The following is a 16,869-nucleotide window of genomic DNA, read 5'->3' on the forward strand; positions in this document are numbered from 1 at the left end:
ACGGCTGCTACTGGCCTGCGGCCGCGTACTTCGCCTCCGTCGCGGCCTTCGCCGCGCGCCACCAGGGCTCGTTGTCGCGGTACCACGCGACGGTGTCGCGCAGGCCGTCCTCGAAGCTCGTGAAGCGCGGCTCCCAGCCGAGCTCCTCGCGCAGCTTCGTCGAGTCGATCGCGTAGCGCAGGTCGTGGCCGGGGCGGTCCTTGACGTGCTCGAAGTCGTCGGGCGCGAACCCGAACTCCTGCAGGATCAGCTGCACGACCTCGAGGTTGTTCTTCTCGCCGTCAGCGCCGATGAGGTAGGTCTCGCCGATGCGGCCCTTGTCGATGATCGCCCACACGGCCGAGTTGTGGTCCTCGACGTGGATCCAGTCGCGCACGTTCTCACCGTTGCCGTACAGCCGGGGCTTGACGCCGTCGATCAGGTTGGTGATCTGCCGCGGGATGAACTTCTCGACGTGCTGGTACGGGCCGTAGTTGTTCGAGCAGTTCGAGAGCGTCGCCTCGATGCCGAACGAGCGCGCCCAGGCGCGCACGAGCAGGTCGGACGACGCCTTGGTCGAGGAGTACGGGCTCGACGGGTTGTACGGGGTCGACGCCGTGAACTTGGCCGGGTCGTCGAGCTCGAGGTCGCCGTAGACCTCGTCGGTCGAGATGTGGTGGTAGCGCACGCCGTGCTTGCGCACGGCCTCGAGCAGCGAGAACGTGCCGACGACGTTCGTCTGCACGAACGGCCACGGGTCGTTGAGCGAGTTGTCGTTGTGCGACTCGGCGGCGAAGTGCACGACGAGGTCGGACTCGGCGACGAGCGAGTCGACGAGCTCGAGGTTCGCGATGTCGCCCTCGACGAGCCGGACGCGCTCGAGGCCCTCGATCGACGACGCGTTGCCCGCGTACGTGAGCGCGTCGAGGACGGTCACGTCGGCGTCGGGGCGCTCACGGACTGTCTGCCGGACGAAGTTCGCGCCGATGAAGCCGGCTCCGCCGGTGACGAGGATGCGCACGTGTTGACTCCTTGTGTCACGGGCCCGGACGAGCCCAACCGTCTGGCCTGAGACACGCAGCCAGCCCGTCGAGGCTACCAACGACACGTGCGCCCGCGCTGCGACCCGTGACGGGCGGCGCCGGGTGCCGGGGTGAAGATCGCGCAGGCGCGAGTGAGGCGCGGAGTGAGACTCGTCGCGGCGGCAGGCATCGGTGGTTGGCTCGACAGCATGACCTCGACGCGCGTCCCACCGTCTGCGACCGTGACGACGCCGGAGCGGCTCGCATGGCCTGACGTGATGCGTGCCGCGTGCGTGTGCCTGGTCGTGGTGTTCCACGTCGAGCTGTGGGTCGTGGAGACGACAGGCCTGCCGGTGGTGGGGGACACGAGCCGCTGGTGGGACCTGGCGCACGGGATCATGGACCGCTTCCTCATGCCTGGCCTCTTCCTGCTGTCGGGGATGCTCGTCTCGCGCAGGCTCCTGACGTCGGGGCGTGCCCGGATCGACGCGACGAGCGTGCGCCGCGCGGTCTCGTCGTACTACCTGTACGTGGTGTGGCTCGCCGTGTACTGGGCGGTGTTCGCAGCCGCTGTGGCGGTGCGTCCGTCGACGACGGGCTACCCGCACGCGTTCACGTCGGCCGCGGACGCGGTCCAGCAGCTCGTCGCCCCGGCGACGTCGCTCTGGTACCTGTTCGCGCTCGCCTGCTATGCCCTGGTGATGATCGTGATCGTGCGCCTGCACGTGCCTGCTCTGGTCGTGATCCTCGCCGCGGGCGCGCTCGCGGTCCTCATCCGCGGCTGGGAGGTGTGGGCGGCCGAGCGGATCGGGTTCAACTTCGTGTTCTTCGTCGTCGGCGTGTACCTCGCGCCGCACGCGGCGGCGTTCGCGCGCCTGCGCTGGTGGTGGCTGTTCCCGGCGGCCGGGGCGTTCGTGCTCGTCACGGTCGCGGGGACGCTCGCGGACCTCACGTCGTCGGTGTTCGCGGTCGTCGCACGCCTCGCCACGGTGCCGATCGTGGTCGTGGTGTGCGTGCTCGCGTCGCGGGTGGCGCCGCTCGCGCGGCTGGGCGCCTTCGTCGGGCAGCGGACGCTGTCCGTGTACGTGCTGCACCCGCTCCTGCTCGTCCCGCTGTGGTGGTGGGCGACGGGGGACCACGCGAGCGCGGTCGCCTTCACGAGCAACCCTGCGGGGCTCGCGCTCCTCCTGTACGGAGGCGGGGCGGTCGTCGTCGCGCTCGCGCTGCTCGTCGAGGCGGCGCTGCGCCGCCTCGGGGCGACCGCGCTGTTCGCGCTCCCCGCGGCTGTGCTCCCGTCCCGGGTGCGAGAGGTCGACGCCGTTCGCCGCTGAGCTGACGGCGTCGCCGGGGAGGGCGGGGCTGCGCCCGCACCTGCGCTCGACGACCGCGGTGGGGCCGCGCACGTCCACCGTGGTGCGCCCGCGCACGCGGCTGGACCCGGCCCGGTATCCTGGACACGCATGCCCGATGTCGGCGCCGCGCGCCGGATCCCTACGAACATCCCGAGGTTCACGTGCCCACCGGCAAGGTCAAGTGGTTCGACACTGAACGAGGTTTCGGTTTCATCGCGTCCGACGACGGCGACGAGGTCTTCCTGCACGCCTCCGCGCTGCCGGAGGGCGTGTCGCCCAAGCCCGGCGCGAAGGTCGAGTTCTCCGTCGCCGACGGCCGCCGCGGCCCGCAGGCGCTCGCGGTGACTCTCACCGACCCGGTGCCGTCGGTCGCCAAGGCTGCGCGCAAGCCGGCGGAGGACATGGCGGTCATCGTCGAGGACCTCATCAAGGTCCTGGACAAGGTCGGCAACGACCTGCGTCGTGGCCGCTACCCCGAGAAGGCGAGCGGCACGAAGGTCGCAGGAGCCCTGCGGATCGTCGCCGACAGTCTCGAGGCATGAGCATGATGGCCACGGCCGTCGCCAAGTCGTCGCGCGCCCGCACGGACGCCGTACTGTCCGGCGCCGTCGACCTCGCGCGTGCTGCTGCCGAGGAGGTCGCGGACCGGGCGGAGCACGTCGGCGCGCACGAGGGGGCGACCATCGTGTCGGAGCGCCTCGTCGAGCACCGTTTCGCGTGCACGATGCCGGGCTACCGCGGCTGGTCGTGGACCGTGACGCTCGCGCGCGTGCCGCGCGGCCGCAGCGCGACGGTGTGCGAGGTGGAGCTGCTGCCGGGGGTCGACGCGATCCTCGCGCCGGAGTGGCTGCCGTGGTCCGAGCGTCTGCGTCCAGGGGACATCGGACCGGGCGACGTCCTGCCGTTCCGCGCGGACGACCCGCGCCTCGAGCCGGGCTTCGTCCCGACCGGTGACGACGAGGTCGACGAGGTCGCGATCGGCGAGCTTGCGCTCGCTCGGGCTCGCGTCCTCTCCCACGACGGGATCGAGGAGGCGGCGCAGCGCTGGTACGACGGCGCAGCGGGCCCGCGCAGCCCGCACGCGGTCGCCGCGTCCGCGGACTGCCAGACGTGCGGCTTCCTGGTGCCGCTCCAGGGCGAGCTCGGGCAGATCTTCGGCGTGTGCACCAACCCGTGGTCGCAGGACGACGGTCGCGTCGTCGCGTTCGACCACGGTTGCGGTGCGCACTCCGAGACGGACGTCCCCGCTCATGCCGCCGACTGGCCCGAGCCGGCGCCGATCATCGACGAGATGAGCCTCGAGGTCGTCGACGTCGCTCCACGCACGACGGTCGCGGCCGCCACCGAGCCGCAGCCCGAGGCTGCGCGCGCTGACGAGACGCTGGTCGACGCCGTGGCTCAGGACGAGTCCACGCGCGCCGAGGTCGACGCGGCTGCGGCTGAGGACGTACCGGCCGGCGAGTGATCGCAGCGCCGCGATGAGCCCACACGCGCACGACCCGGCCGACCCGTTCGGGACTGCGCGCCTGCGCGCTGCGACGCTCGCCGCGTGGCTCGCCTCGCCCGACCGCTTCCGCGAGGACGCGAACACCGAGGAGGACCACGGCCGCGGCTACTACCGCGACCGCGTCGTCACCGAGCTGCTGCAGAACGCGGCCGACGCCGCGCAGTCGCCGTCCGCCTCCCTGGCTCCGGCTGGCCGGGTGCTCCTGCGGCTCGACCCGCAGGCGCAGGTCTTCGAGGTCTGCAACACCGGGGCGCCGCTGACCGCCGACGGGGTCCGGGCCCTCGCCTCGATGCGCGCATCGACCAAGTCCGCGCCCTCCGCGGCCGAGGGCCGCCGCGAGGGTTCGCCCGTCTCGCGGCCGGGTCCGGTCGCGTCGGTCGGACGGTTCGGCGTCGGCTTCGCTGCGGTGCGCTCGGTCGCCGACGAGATCGAGGTCGTCACGACGGACGCCTCCGGTGGCTCGGCCGGAGTGCTGTTCTCGACCGTCCAGACGGCCCAGGTGCTCGCGGATGCTGCCGCCGGGACGTGCGACGCCGACGACGAGCGTCGTCGCGCCCTCGCGACCGCCGTCGCCGCACGCCACGGCTCGCTGCCGGTGCTGAGGCTCCCGTTCGCCAGCCCTCCTCACGACGGGGGCGCCGCCGAGGCCGCCCTCGGGGGCGGCTGGACGACCGTCGTCCGGCTCGTGCTCCGTGACGACGACGCTGTCGCGTCCGTCCGGTCCCAGCTCGACGCGCTCGACGCCGTCACGCTCCTCGCGCTCCCGGCCCTCCACGACGTCCGGGTCGAGGACGGAGCGACGGGTCGGACGATCGAGCCGCCGCACGACTGGGACGTCGTCACGGTCACAGGCGAGCACGACGCCGCCGACCTCGCCGACCGACCCGTCGAGGAACAGAGCCGATCCTCGTGGGCCGTGACGTGGGCGCTCCCGCCCGGCGCCCGTGCGGGCGACGGCGGCCTGGCGACCGGTACGGACGGCTCCCGCGCGACGGGCGGGCTGGGACGCGTGCACGCGCCGACACCGACCGACGAGCCGTGCACGCTCCCGGCCGTCCTCGTCGCGTCGCTCCCGCTCGACCCGACCCGTCGGCACGTCGCCCCCGGGCTCGCGACGGACGCGGTGCTGCGCGCGGCGGGGGAGGCGTACGCGCGTCTCGCCGAGCGGGTCGCGCGGCGCGGCGGTGACGCGCTCGGTCTCGTGCCGACCGCCCTGCCCGCGGGTGCGGTCGACGCGGCACTGCACGAGCACGCGCTCGAGGCGCTCCGGTCAGCGCTCGTGCTTCCCGTCCCCGCCGCGGGAGACCCGGCCGCACGGCTCGTCGCGCCAGGGGACGCCGTCATGCTCACCGACGGTGACGCCGCGGACGATCCCGCGCTCGTCGCAGCGTTCGCGCGGCACGTCGACGGGCTCGTGCACGTGCCGCGCGCACGCCGTGCGGCGGCACGCCGGGCCGGTGCCCGGTCCCGCACGCTGACGGACGTCGTCGACGAGGTGCCGTTCGCGGACGGCCCGCTGCTGCGCGCGCTGCGGCCGCACGCTCGAGGCCGCGACGCGGAGGCGTTCGCCGGGCTGCGTGTCGCGCTCCTGGGCGGCGCGGTCGCGCCCGGACCGCGCGACGTGCTCCTCCCGCCTGACAGTCCTGCGGACGACGGGCGGCTCACCGACGCGCTGCACCTCCTCGGCGCGAGCGTCGCCGACCCCGAGCACGCGCCGGCGGACGTGCACGACGTGCTCGAGCGGCTGGGCGTCGTCGTCGCGTCTCCTCGCGTCCTCCTCGACGGCGCTGCGGCGCGCGCAGCGGTCGCGACGCTCGACGACGCCCTCGACGAGGCGGTCGACCCGCAGGACCTCACCGCGAAGGAGACGGGGCTCGTCGAGGCGCTCCTGACGATCGTGGGCGCCGTCGCGGACGTGGACGGCGACGCGCGGTTCGCGCACCTCGACGGGCTGCCGCTCGAGAACGAGGACGGCGAGCTCATGGCCGCCCGCGACCTGTCGTTGCCCGGCTCGGTGGCCGAGGACCTGTTCGATGGCCTCGTGCCGGTCGCGGCGCACGTCGTCGCGCGTCACGGCGCGGCCGCGCTCGTCGCCGTCGGCGTGCGTGCGGACGTCGTCGTGCGGACGGTGCCCGACGTCGTCGCGACGCTCGACGCCGACCTGGCCGACGACGAGGGGCCGGACCGCTGGGGCGACTACCTCTCCGTGCTCGCGCACGCTCTCGGCGACGGGCAGGAGGTGGGCGACGTCGCCGTCGTCGCCGACCTGGACGCGGTCGCCGACGACCGCTGGGGCCGCCTCCTCGAACGCGTGGCAGGCGACCGCGACCCGCGCGCGGCGCTGCTCGTGGGCCCGGGAGCGCTGCCGAGCTACACGGCGTGGTGGCTGCGCGAGCAGCACGGGGGACCGTGGTCCCGTGGCGAGCGTGCCGCGGGTGCGTCGCTCCTCCCGAGCGTCCCCGACGCCCTCGCGGATGCGCAGGTGGACGACGCCGTGTGGCGCGCGCTCGGCGCGGTCGACGGTGCCGGGGACCTCGCCGCGCTCGACGTCACCGCGTGGGCCCGCGTGCTCGAGGACCTCCCGGAAGCCGGGGCGGCAGTGCCGGCGGACGAGGCGACGGCGCTGTGGAAGGCGCTGGCCGACGTCGCGCAGCTCGGCGAGGAGCCGCCCGAGCGCGTCGTCGCCGCCGTGCCGGTGGCGGACGGCGCGCGCTCGCGCCCCACGGACGCGTCCCTCGGGATCCGCGCAGTCGTCGTGCATGCTGCTGACGTCGTCGTAGGAGACGACCCCGCCTGGGCTCAGGTCCGCGCCGTCGTGCCCGGCGGTCCGGACGTCGCCGACCTGCTCGATGCGCCGTTCGTCGACGAGCTGCCTGAACCGGTGGTCCACGCCGAGGGGGCGCACCCTGTGCAGCCCGTCGCGGGACTGCCCGGCTGGACGCGCTGCGACAGGATCACCGTCGATGGCGTCGACGTCGCATGGTGGCCCGGCGACCCGGTCCTCGCGCGCGACGAGGCGGGCGCGGCGCGCGGCCTCGCGCTGGCGGCAGGCGACTGGGCGGACCGGCACCGCATCGAGGTGGTCCTGCGGGCCGCCGACCCCGAGACGCTCGCGCTCGAGGCCGGCTGGTAGAGCAGGCCCGGGGACGACGAACGCGCGGCGCCACCGGTCGTGGCCCGCGCGTTCGTGGGATGGTCGTGCGTGCTAGTTGTTGGCCGTCGCGAGAACGGTCGACAACGCCCACGGGATCGCCTCGAGGTAGGCGAGCGCGACAGCCTCGGGGGACAGGCCGGCGAGCGCGACCCCGTCAGGGTCGTGGTGCTCGTGCGCGATGACCGCCTGGAGGATCCGACCGAGCGGGCCCTCGTGCAGGATGAGCGCTGCCGACGCCTCGCGCGAGACGCGCGTGCGCTCGGCGAGCGCACGCGGCGGGATGCCGGTCTCGTTCGCGAGCGCGGACAGCAGACCCACCGTGTACGCGGCGTCGTCGCCTCCGGCCAGCTCGCGGCACGCAGCGCCGCGGGCGATGAGCAGCCACAGGTTGTCGATGTTCTTGACGGTCGACGAGATCAGCGACGCCATGACGAGGCCCGTGATCTTGGTCGCGCCGAGCAGGACGATCGCCTGCTGCAGCGAGTCGACGCGGTTCGGCAGGCCTTCGGTCGAGGCGTTGACGAGGTGGAGCAGACGCATGACCATCTCGGGGTCCGTGCCCAGGACGGTCGCGATCTTGGACGGCTCGACGTCGTCCTCCGCGAGCAGGCGCACGGCCTCGAGGCACGCGAGCTCGTTCGGCGAGAGCTGACGCTCCGTCTCGTGCTGCTGCGCGCCGTAGCGCGCGTCCATGACGAGCTGTGCGCCCGTCGGCCAGGCCGAGCCCTGCAGCCCGCCCGGAAGACCCTCGGCGATGACCTTCACGCCGGCCGCAGACGCGCGCGCGACGAGATCCGCGTGGTCGAGGACGTCCGACCCGAACGAGACCTGGACGTGGCTCGCGAACGGGAGCAGCTCGTCCTGCCGCTCCCCGCCGCGGTAGTCGCTGAGCACGGTGAGCACGCCCTCGTTGCGCAGTCGGCGCATGTGCTCCCCCGCGCTGGGAGCCTTCAGGAGCTCCGGCGGGATTACGAGGCCCAGGACGCCGTCGTGGGAGGGAAGCCTGACGCTCCCGTCGAGGAGGTTCATGGTGCCGGGCACGAGCAGCGGGCGCGTGTAGGCGAGCTTGTCGAGGTCGAGCTCGTGCAGCGCGATCTCGAGCTTCTCCTCGTTCCCGGCGCGAGTCTTCGTCGGGTCGACGACCGCGAGGCAGTAGCCCCACACCAGACCGTCCGCCGCGATGAGCGGCATGCGGTTGAAGAACACGGCTGGCTCGTCTTCGAGGATCTGCGACTCGAGCTGCCTGAGGGCAGCGCTGAGGCTGTCTTCGCTGGTGGGGTTCTCTGAGTAGGCCACAAGGTCTCCGTGGTCAGGCGTAGGAGTGGGCGAGGGTCAGGCCGCGTGCAGTGTCGCGCGCAGGGGCCAGGAGCCGTCGTCGAGGACGACCTGGAGCGCGTTGCCCGTCGTCGTGTCGATCACGACCGGTGCGAGCAGGTTCGCGGTGGTGTCCTGGGGCGCGGCGCCAGGGTTGAGCACGACGAGGACCGCGAGGTTCTCAGGCGTGGTGGGTGCTCCCGGCGCGCCGAGAGCGGCGAGGGTCTCGTCGCTGATCGTCGGCTCGTAGTCGGGGAAGTAGACGCCGGGGTGGATGAGGAACAGCCGCGGAGCGACTCCGCCGGCGAACGAGGCGTCCGCGCCCTTCGCGGTGAGCGAGAACAGGGCGCCCTCGGCGCTCAGCGAGCGCAGCGAGAAGTCGTGGAGGCCGTCGAGGCCGGGAGGGGCGACGACGAACGTGATCGAGCTCGGCTCGGTCTCCGCCTGCACCACGGGGTCTGCCATGCTCAGCGCTCCCATCATCGGATGAAGTCCAGCAGCGTCGGCTGCAGGACCCGGCTCGTGGCACCGAGCGCCGCCTTGTAGGCGACCTCCTGGGCCTGGAGGTTGACGAGCGTCTCGGCGAGGTCGACGTCCTCGACCGCGGAGATGTCCGCCTTCACGGCGAGCTTCTTGCTCGAGTTGGCCTGGAGCTGGGCCTCGATCTGGTTGGTGCGAGCACCGATCGTCGCCGTCTCCTGGAGGATCGCGTCGTGGTGCGCGTCGATCTCGTCGATGTAGCCAGACACGTCTGCTCCTGCCCGAAGGTCTGCCGCGAGGCGGTCGAGCGTCGCGAACACCGAGGTGGCGCCGGTGCCGAACACGGCACCACCGTTCCCGTCGACGCGAACCGTGACGTCCTCGGCGATGCGGCGCTCGACGGTGCCCGCGCTGCCGTTGTAGGTGTACGTCCCGGTGAGGGGGTCGCGCTCGAAGGCGGCGGAGGCGTCCGAGGTGCCGGCGAAGACGGCGCGACCGAGGTAGGTCGTGTTCGCCTGCCCGAGGAGCGCGTCGCGCGCTGCCTCGATCTCCTGGGCGATCGCCTCGCGCGACTGCGCGTTCATGGTGCCCGAGTTGGCACCCTGGATGGCGAGCGTGCGGGCGCGGGTGAGCTGCGTCGACGCGGTGGTCAGCGCGGTGTCGACCGTGTTGAGCCAGGCCGCGCCGTCGCTCGCGTTGCGGTCGTACTGGCTCAGCGCGCGGCTCTCGGAGCGCAGGCGCAGGGCCTGGGCCGTGCCGGCCGGGTCGTCCGAGGGCTTCTCGATGCGACGCAGGCTCGACGCCTGGCCCTGCAGCTTGGACATCGCGCGCAGGTTCGTCTGGATGTTCTCGAGCGACGTGCGCTGCGTCATCTGGTGCGTGATACGCGTGATCATCGGCCGACGACCCCCGTCCGGTTGATGAGCGTGTCGAGCATCTCGTCGACGGTCGTCATGACACGCGCGGCGCCCTGGTAGGCCCGCTGGAAGGCCAGCATGTTGATGGTCTCCTCGTCGATGTCGACGCTCGTCTGGGCGAGCTGGATCTGCTCGGCGGTCGAGCGAGCGTTCTCGGCGACCGTCGCGGAGCGGACAGCGGACTGGGTGTTCACGCCGAGGTCGACGACGAACCGCTGCCAGTCACGGTCGGGGCTGTCGACGGCGGTGCCGATCTGCGCGATGCGGTCGGCGATCGACCCGTCGAACGCGCCGTTGCCGGGCGCCGCGGCAGCGATGTTGCGGTAGTCGGTCGATGCGAGCGTGAGCGCGATCGACGGCGGGACGGCCGGGTCGGTACCGAGCGTGTAGAAGGCGCCTCCGGGGGCGCCCGTCGTCGTGACACCGGTCGAGTGGATCGCGTTGACCTTGGTCGCGAGCGACGTGGCGAGCGAGTCGTAGGCGCGTGCCGCCTCGGCGAGCATGCCGCCCGTGCCGCCGGCGTTCGCCGGGGCGAGCGCCGAGACCATGCCGGCGAGGGTGCCCCCGTCGAGGGAGACGGGACCGGCGGAGTCACGGTCCCAGGCGAGGAGCGGGACGTCGGACGCGGCGCCCGTCATCTTGGTCGCACCCTCGAGGTGCAGGCCGTACGCACGGTCGCCCGACACGACGGGGTTGCCGCCGATCGAGACGGTCACGGTGCCGTCGTCCATCGGGCGGGCGGTCGCGCCGGTCAGCTCGGACATGCGCAGGATCAGCATGTCCCGCTTGTCCATGAGCTCGTTGGCGTTGCCACCCGAGACGGTGACGGAGCGGATCGAGCTGTTGAGCTCAGCGATGCCGGTCGCGGTCGTGTTGACCTCGGTGACGAGGGCGCTGACCTGGGTGCGCATCTCGGTCCACTGCGTGTCGACGGCCTGGTAGCCGGCGCGGATCGCGTCGGAGAGCATGGTCGCCGCCTCGAGCACGACCTGGGCGGGTGCGGCCTCGCCGGGGTTGTTGGAGAGGTCCTGCCAGGACGCCCAGAACTGGGCGAGCTGTGCGCCGACGCCCTTGTCCGACGGCTCGGTGATCGTGGACTCGAGGCGCGTGAGCGAGTCGGCGCGGGCCAGCAGGTCGGAGGCGAGCGACGTCGAGGAGCGGACGCGGGCGTCCGCGAAGATGTCGCCGAGCCGGGAGACGCCGGTGACGGTGACGCCCTGGCCTACGGGGAGGCCGGAGGAGAAGCGCGAGGCGGAGGCGATGGCGGAGACGGACGCGGTCTCCGCTCGCTGGCGCGTGTAGCCGACGGTGTTGACGTTGGCGACGTTCTGGCCGGCGACGTCGAGCGCGGCGCGCTGGGTGGTCAGGGCGCTCAGGGCCGTGGACAGGGTCGAGAAGGAGGTCATCGCGGGCTTTTCTCCTAGAGCGTCTCGTCGAGCAGGGACGCGGAGCCGGTGGCCTGACCGGCGTGGCCGGTGGCGTCGTACGTCTGCACAGCCTCGGTGACCGCCATGAGAGTTTCCTGGGCGGCCCGGTGCGAGGCGGTGAGGAGGGTGCGGTTGTCCGCCGCGAGGCTCTCGATCTGACCGGTGAGGTCGATGAACGCGTCGCGGTGCTCGCGCAGGAGGCCGTCCCACGGGGCGGGGGCGGCGTCGGCGAGCTGGGCGAGGGTGGATCCGGGGGCGAGGCCGAGCTGTGCAGCGACCGCGTCGGACTCGACGGCGTGGCCGAGCTCGGTGGTGCGGATCTGCTCGAGGACGCGCTCGACCTCGTCGGTGGCGTGCGCGAGCCAGCGGCTGCGACCGCTCGTGAGCAGGAGCTGCTCGACCTCGAGCTTGAACAGCAGCAGCTCGAGCAGCTGCCGCTCGCGCCACAGCATGGCGGACAGGCTCTGCATTCCCATGGCGCTCCTCGGGGTTCTCTGTCGGAGGCTGCGTGCGCTCCGGGGGTCAACTGTGATCATCGGGCAACAGGCAGGGGGGATGAGTGTTTTGCTGGCGCGATTCACCCGGCTGCCCAGGTGGCGTGGTCCGTGGCGCTGCGCCCGGCACGCCACAGGGCCGGGGTTGTCCGAGTTTGACCAGGTCAAACGATTCGATCGCCGGTTTGCGGGGCTTCGCGCGGGTGTATCTGGCGCGGTTGTGGTGTCTCCACGATGCGCGCGGTGTGAGGTGGTGCACAAGTTCGGGTGACTCGAAACGTTTCAATGGGGCTGAACAACCTGGGTGGTACCACCCATGTGCACGCGAACAAGTTCCGGCCCGATTGAGAATGTGACGTGCGTCACAGTGATTAGTTCAGCGACTAGACAATTGGGTGCTCTGACCTGGGCAGATGGAGGGGATGCGTCCGTTTGTGGCGAGTGTGTGGACGACTCATGCCTCAGAACGACTTAACACGGGATGGATCGTGAGGTTGTTCGCATGATGAGACTTGCCCATGGCAGTCAACGACAACCGCAACGCCCTGGTGGAGGAGCACCTTCCACTCATCGGGTACCACGTCAACGAGATGATGGCTCGTGTCCCGCGTCACGTCGCTCGCGACGACCTCGCGTCGGCCGGCGCGCTCGCCCTCGTCCGCGCCGCCGAGGGGTACGACCCCGCGACCGGCGTCCCCTTCAACCGCTACGCGGCCATCCGCATCCGCGGCGCGCTCGTCGACGAGCTCCGCTCGATGGACTGGGCCTCCCGTGGCGCACGCACCAAGGTCCGCCGCCTCGCGGCAGTGACCGACGAGCTCACCGCGACGCTCGGCCGGGCGCCGTCCCGCGAGCAGCTCGCCGAGGCCCTGGGTGTCGACGTCGCCGAGGTCGACCAGGTCCGCGACGACGCCTCCCGCCGCGTGCTCAGCATCGACGGCTACGACAACGCGATCGCCGACATCCTCCCCGACCGCGCTCCCGACCCCGAGGAGGCGGCGCTCAACGCCGAGCGCCTCACCTACCTCCACGCCGCGGTCGAGGCGCTCCCCGAGCGCCTGCGCGCCGTCGTGCGCGGCATCTTCTTCGAGGACCGCGCCGTCACCGAGATCGCCGCCACGCTCGGCGTCACCCAGTCGCGTGTCAGCCAGCTGCGCAGCGAGGCGATGTCGCTCCTCAAGGACGGCATGAACGTCCACCTCGACCCCGAGCTCGTCGAGACGCCGGCCAACCCCGCCGGTGTCGCGCACCGCCGCCGCGAGGCCTACTTCTCCGCGGTGCGCGAGCACGTCGAGTCCGTGGACGTCGCCGCGACCGCCCGCGCGGCCGCGACCGCCCTCTCCGGCACGATCGGCGCCGCCGCACAGCTCGGTGCCGCGGACGGTGTCCCCGCAGCACGCTTCGCCGCTCTCGCCTGAGAGCACCTCGAACCCCCGACGACGACGCCCGGCCCTCCCTGACTGCCATCAGGGGCCGGGCGTCGTCGTGTCCGGAGCACCTCCGGGTGCCCGGCCTCCGCCGACCGGACCCGCACCGGGGTCGACAGCGGCGGTCCGGCCGCTCAGCATCGGCACGGAACGGACGATAGGGATGGCTGACGGGCACGCGCGGACGCCCGGAAGAGCCTCAGGACCAGGAGACGACGTGCAGAAGAACGCCCGGACCACCGTCAGCGTGGTGATGATCGTCAAGGACGAGGAGGCGGTTCTCGCCAAGAGCCTCGAGTCGACGACGTGGGCGGACCAGGTCGTCGTGTACGACACCGGCTCGACCGACGCGACGCGCGAGATCGCCGCCCGCTACTCCGACACCGTCGTCGAGGGCTACTGGGACGACGACTTCGCCGGGGCCCGCAACCGCGCCCAGGCGCACGCGACCGGCGACTGGATCCTCGTGCTCGACGCCGACGAGGTGTTCCTCGGCGACGCCAAGCTCTTGCGCAAGCGTCTGGACCGAGGCCCCGAGGACACGTTCCTCCTGCGCGTCGAGGGCGAGGACGACGGCGTCGTCGTCCCGCTCACGAACCACTTCAGCGACACGGTCATCACCGGCGTGCGCATCTTCCGCCGCGGCACGCGCCAGTGGCAGGGCAAGCTGCACGAGCAGCCCGTGCAGACCGGCACGAGCACCGGCTCGGCACTCCTCCACACCTGCTCGATCCGGCACTCCGGGTACACCGCAGAAGCTGTCCTCGCGCACGACAAGGGCGCGCGAAACCTGCGCATCGCGCAGCGCAACCTCGAGAACGTCGAGGCTTCGGGCACCCCCGCCGAGATCGCCGCAGCCAGGGTCCACGTCGCCCGGTCGCTCGTGCTCGCCGACGAGCCCACCGAGGCGCTGCGCTATGCGGAGCAGATCCTCCCGGACCTCGCCGACCGTCGGCAGCGCTGGCTGCTCGGCTTCGGCATGAGCGCCGTGGCCGTCAACTCCGGCACCGAGGAGCAGGTCCGCCTGTGGCTCACCGAGTGGGAGCAGCACGACGAGTCGCCCGTCTTCGCGCAGGCCCTGCGTGCCCGCTACGAGATGAGCCGCGGCAACGCCGAGGCGGCGCTCGAGCAGCTCGAGAAGATCCCGTCGACCACCGTGACCAGCCAGGGGCAGCGCCTCGACCGGCTCGACCTCGCCCCCGTCGAGGTCGCCGCGCTCGCGAAGCTCGGTCGACGCCGTCCGGCGCAGCTCCTCGCGCGGCGGGCCGTCGAGCGGGACGTCGCCCCGGGCGCGCCGGCCATCCTGGTCGAGTGCTTCACCGAGGAGCAGCTCTCGGGGATCCTCGCCAAGGCGTCCCCGCGACTGTGGCGCGAGCTTGTCCAGGCGTGCGTGCTCGGGGCGCACCACGCCGCGGTGCGCGAGTTCCTCGGCGTCATGTATCGGACCCGGCCGGGGGACGTCACCGTGCTGTCCGCGGCCAGCATGCTCGCCCCGGTGATCGATCTCGAGGATGCCGCCTACTGGTCGGCCGAGCTGCGCCGCCACGGCGCCGAGGAGCAGTGCCTCCTCGTCGTGCTCGCGCAGGACGCCGAGCGCTCTGCCCGTGACCGCGCCGTCGCGGCAGCGCTCGCGATCAGCGCGTACGGCGACGAGCGCGCTGTCCCCGCGCTCGAGGACGCGCTCGCGCTCGTCGCCCCCGAGGACGAGGCCGCCCTGCTCGCCGAGCTCGACATCGTCGCGCCCGGGCTCGTCGGCACGAACGCCTGACCTGCGATCTGCCGCGCCCCCGCGCGGCACGACGAGAACCTTCGCGGAACTCTTCAATCGGGCGGGGCCCGACCGATGTGCTGGATGTCGGCCCATGGACGGGCCGGTGTTTCGGGCCACGTCAAGGAGGAGAACATCATGGCTCTCTCGGTCAACACGAACATCGCGGCGCTCAACTCGTACCGCAACCTGTCGAACACGCAGAACGACCTGAGCAAGTCCCTCGAGAAGCTCTCGAGCGGTCTTCGCATCAACCGTGCTGCTGACGACGCTGCCGGCCTGGCGATCTCCGAGGGTCTGCGTTCGCAGATCAACGGCACCAAGCAGGCTGTGCGCAACGCGCAGGACGGCATCTCCGTCGTCCAGACCGCGGAAGGTGCTCTCGCCGAGACGCACTCGATCCTGCAGCGCATGCGCACCCTCTCCGTCCAGGCGTCCAACGACGGTGGCCTCAACGCGACCGCCAAGGGCAACATCCAGGACGAGATCAGCCAGCTCAGCACCGAGCTGAACCGCATCGCGGCCACCACGGAGTTCAACGGCAAGAAGCTGCTCGACGGCTCCTACTCCGGTGCGTTCCAGGTCGGCGCCAACACGTCGACCAACGACGTCATCACGGTCGCGCTGTCGACCGCGGTCGGCGTCACGGGCCTCTCGCTCACCACCGTCAACGTGACGACGCTCGCCGGTGCGACCGGTGCCATCGGCGCGATCGACACCGCGATCGACCGGGTCTCGAAGATCCGTTCGACCCTCGGTGCCGTCCAGAACCGCTTCGACCACACCATCAACAACCTCAACGTCGCCGCGGAGAACCTGGCCGCGTCGGAGAGCCGTATCCGTGACACGGACATGGCCTCGGAGATGGTCTCGTACACCCGTGCCTCGATCCTGTCGCAGGCCGGCACGGCGATGCTGGCCCAGGCGAAGTCGATCCCGCAGAGCGTCCTGCAGCTCCTCCAGTGAGCTGAGGGTCACCGGTCCCGGTGACCCGCGCCCCTGCACCGCGACAAGGCGGGCGGACCTGACGGTCCGCCCGCCTTGTCGCGTCCCGGGCACGAGATGCTCAGGGCGGACGCCTACTCTTCGGCGGCGCGCTGCCGATGGGGGAGGTGTCGGCCCATGGACGGGCCGGTGTTTCGGGCCACGTCAAGGAGGAGAACATCATGGCTCTCTCGGTCAACACGAACATCGCGGCGCTCAACTCGTACCGCAACCTGTCGAACACGCAGAACGACCTGAGCAAGTCCCTCGAGAAGCTCTCGAGCGGTCTTCGCATCAACCGTGCTGCTGACGACGCTGCCGGCCTGGCGATCTCCGAGGGTCTGCGTTCGCAGATCAACGGCACCAAGCAGGCTGTGCGCAACGCGCAGGACGGCATCTCCGTCGTCCAGACCGCGGAAGGTGCTCTCACCGAGACGCACTCGATCCTGCAGCGCATGCGCACCCTCTCCGTCCAGGCGGCGAACGACGGTGGCCTCAACGCGACCGCCAAGGGCAACATCCAGGACGAGATCACCCAGCTGGCCACCGAGCTCGACCGCATCGCGGCCACCACGGAGTTCAACGGCAAGACGCTGCTCGACGGCTCCTACGACGGCGCGTTCCAGGTCGGCGCCAACACGTCGACCAACGACGTCATCTCGGTGACGCTCAGCACCGGCATGTCGTCGGGCGACCTCGGTGTCGACGCCCTGGCCGTCGCCACGTTCGCGGGCGCGAGCGCCGCGATCGTCGCGATCGACTCCGCGATCGACGAGGTCTCCAAGACCCGCTCGAGCCTCGGTGCCGTCCAGAACCGCTTCGACCACACCATCAACAACCTCAACGTCGCCGCGGAGAACCTGGCCGCGTCGGAGAGCCGTATCCGTGACACGGACATGGCCTCGGAGATGGTCCAGTACACCCGTGCCTCGATCCTGTCGCAGGCCGGCACGGCGATGCTGGCCCAGGCGAAGTCGATCCCGCAGAGCGTCCTGCAGCTCCTCCAGTGAGCTGAGGGTCACCGGTCCCGGTGACCCGCGCCCC

At 71.9% G+C, this 16,869-nt stretch carries 14 protein-coding genes; 8 read left to right on the forward strand and 6 right to left on the reverse strand.

From position 1 onward, the window contains the following. Positions 1-7: 7 nt before the first annotated feature. Entirely contained in the window at positions 8-1,000 is a 993-nt protein-coding gene (gene rfbB / locus HF995_RS13235) for a dTDP-glucose 4,6-dehydratase (RefSeq protein WP_168448288.1), read from the reverse strand. Between the two features lie 210 nt (positions 1,001-1,210). Here rfbB and HF995_RS13240 point away from each other — a divergent pair, with 210 nt between their 5' ends. The 4 genes from HF995_RS13240 (at position 1,211) to HF995_RS13255 (ending at position 6,993) form a co-directional block, all read left to right on the forward strand. After that, on the forward strand, positions 1,211-2,332 hold the full coding sequence (locus tag HF995_RS13240) for an acyltransferase family protein (RefSeq protein ID WP_168448289.1): 1,122 nt from the start codon (positions 1,211-1,213) through the stop codon (positions 2,330-2,332). Between the two features lie 182 nt (positions 2,333-2,514). After that, positions 2,515-2,895 (forward strand): cold-shock protein, encoded by a 381-nt coding sequence (locus HF995_RS13245; protein WP_168448290.1) that lies wholly within the window; start codon positions 2,515-2,517, stop codon positions 2,893-2,895. Positions 2,896-2,897: 2 nt separating this feature from the next. Then, positions 2,898-3,818 carry a DUF3027 domain-containing protein gene (locus tag HF995_RS13250; protein ID WP_434060869.1) on the forward strand — a complete coding sequence of 307 codons (921 nt, stop codon included), beginning with the start codon at positions 2,898-2,900 and terminating at the stop codon, positions 3,816-3,818. A 13-nt stretch (positions 3,819-3,831) separates the two neighbouring features. Further along, complete coding sequence (locus HF995_RS13255) at positions 3,832-6,993, forward strand: sacsin N-terminal ATP-binding-like domain-containing protein (RefSeq protein ID WP_168448291.1); 3,162 nt, start codon at positions 3,832-3,834, stop codon at positions 6,991-6,993. A 72-nt stretch (positions 6,994-7,065) separates the two neighbouring features. On the opposite strand, the gene HF995_RS14190 is transcribed toward HF995_RS13255, so the two are convergent. From HF995_RS14190 to flgN, 5 genes are read right to left on the reverse strand one after another with little or no spacing between them, the layout of a single operon-like run. Then, positions 7,066-8,310, reverse strand: coding sequence for an EAL and HDOD domain-containing protein (locus tag HF995_RS14190; RefSeq protein WP_168448292.1), 1,245 nt, complete (start codon positions 8,308-8,310; stop codon positions 7,066-7,068). Between the two features lie 36 nt (positions 8,311-8,346). Next, positions 8,347-8,793 (reverse strand): flagellar assembly protein FliW, encoded by a 447-nt coding sequence (locus HF995_RS13265; protein WP_168448293.1) that lies wholly within the window; start codon positions 8,791-8,793, stop codon positions 8,347-8,349. A 14-nt stretch (positions 8,794-8,807) separates the two neighbouring features. Next, a complete protein-coding gene (gene flgL, locus HF995_RS13270) occupies positions 8,808-9,704 on the reverse strand; it encodes a flagellar hook-associated protein FlgL (RefSeq protein WP_168448294.1) in 897 nt (298 codons plus the stop codon). After that, entirely contained in the window at positions 9,701-11,131 is a 1,431-nt protein-coding gene (flgK, locus tag HF995_RS13275; RefSeq protein ID WP_168448295.1) for a flagellar hook-associated protein FlgK, read from the reverse strand. The genes flgL and flgK overlap by 4 nt, the downstream gene beginning before the upstream one ends. Positions 11,132-11,145: 14 nt before the next feature. Beyond that, positions 11,146-11,628: a flagellar export chaperone FlgN gene (gene flgN / locus HF995_RS13280; protein ID WP_168448296.1), complete on the reverse strand. Its 483-nt coding sequence runs from the start codon at positions 11,626-11,628 to the stop codon at positions 11,146-11,148. Between the two features lie 536 nt (positions 11,629-12,164). Between flgN and HF995_RS13285 the strand changes: the two genes are divergently transcribed. The 4 genes from HF995_RS13285 to HF995_RS13300 all read left to right on the forward strand — a co-directional run bounded on the left by HF995_RS13285 (position 12,165) and on the right by HF995_RS13300 (position 16,835). After that, positions 12,165-13,064, forward strand: a complete 900-nt coding sequence (locus HF995_RS13285) for a sigma-70 family RNA polymerase sigma factor (protein ID WP_168448297.1) — start codon at positions 12,165-12,167, stop codon at positions 13,062-13,064. Between the two features lie 226 nt (positions 13,065-13,290). After that, positions 13,291-14,841, forward strand: a complete 1,551-nt coding sequence (locus HF995_RS13290) for a glycosyltransferase family 2 protein (RefSeq protein ID WP_168448298.1) — start codon at positions 13,291-13,293, stop codon at positions 14,839-14,841. A gap of 138 nt (positions 14,842-14,979) precedes the next feature. After that, positions 14,980-15,807: a flagellin N-terminal helical domain-containing protein gene (locus HF995_RS13295; RefSeq protein WP_168448299.1), complete on the forward strand. Its 828-nt coding sequence runs from the start codon at positions 14,980-14,982 to the stop codon at positions 15,805-15,807. 200 nt (positions 15,808-16,007) lie between these two features. Beyond that, positions 16,008-16,835, forward strand: a complete 828-nt coding sequence (locus HF995_RS13300) for a flagellin N-terminal helical domain-containing protein (RefSeq protein WP_168448300.1) — start codon at positions 16,008-16,010, stop codon at positions 16,833-16,835. Positions 16,836-16,869: the final 34 nt, after the last annotated feature.

Origin of the sequence: Sanguibacter hominis ATCC BAA-789 (genome assembly GCF_012396185.1) — a bacterium.
Classification (GTDB): Bacteria; Actinomycetota; Actinomycetes; order Actinomycetales; family Cellulomonadaceae; genus Flavimobilis; species Flavimobilis hominis.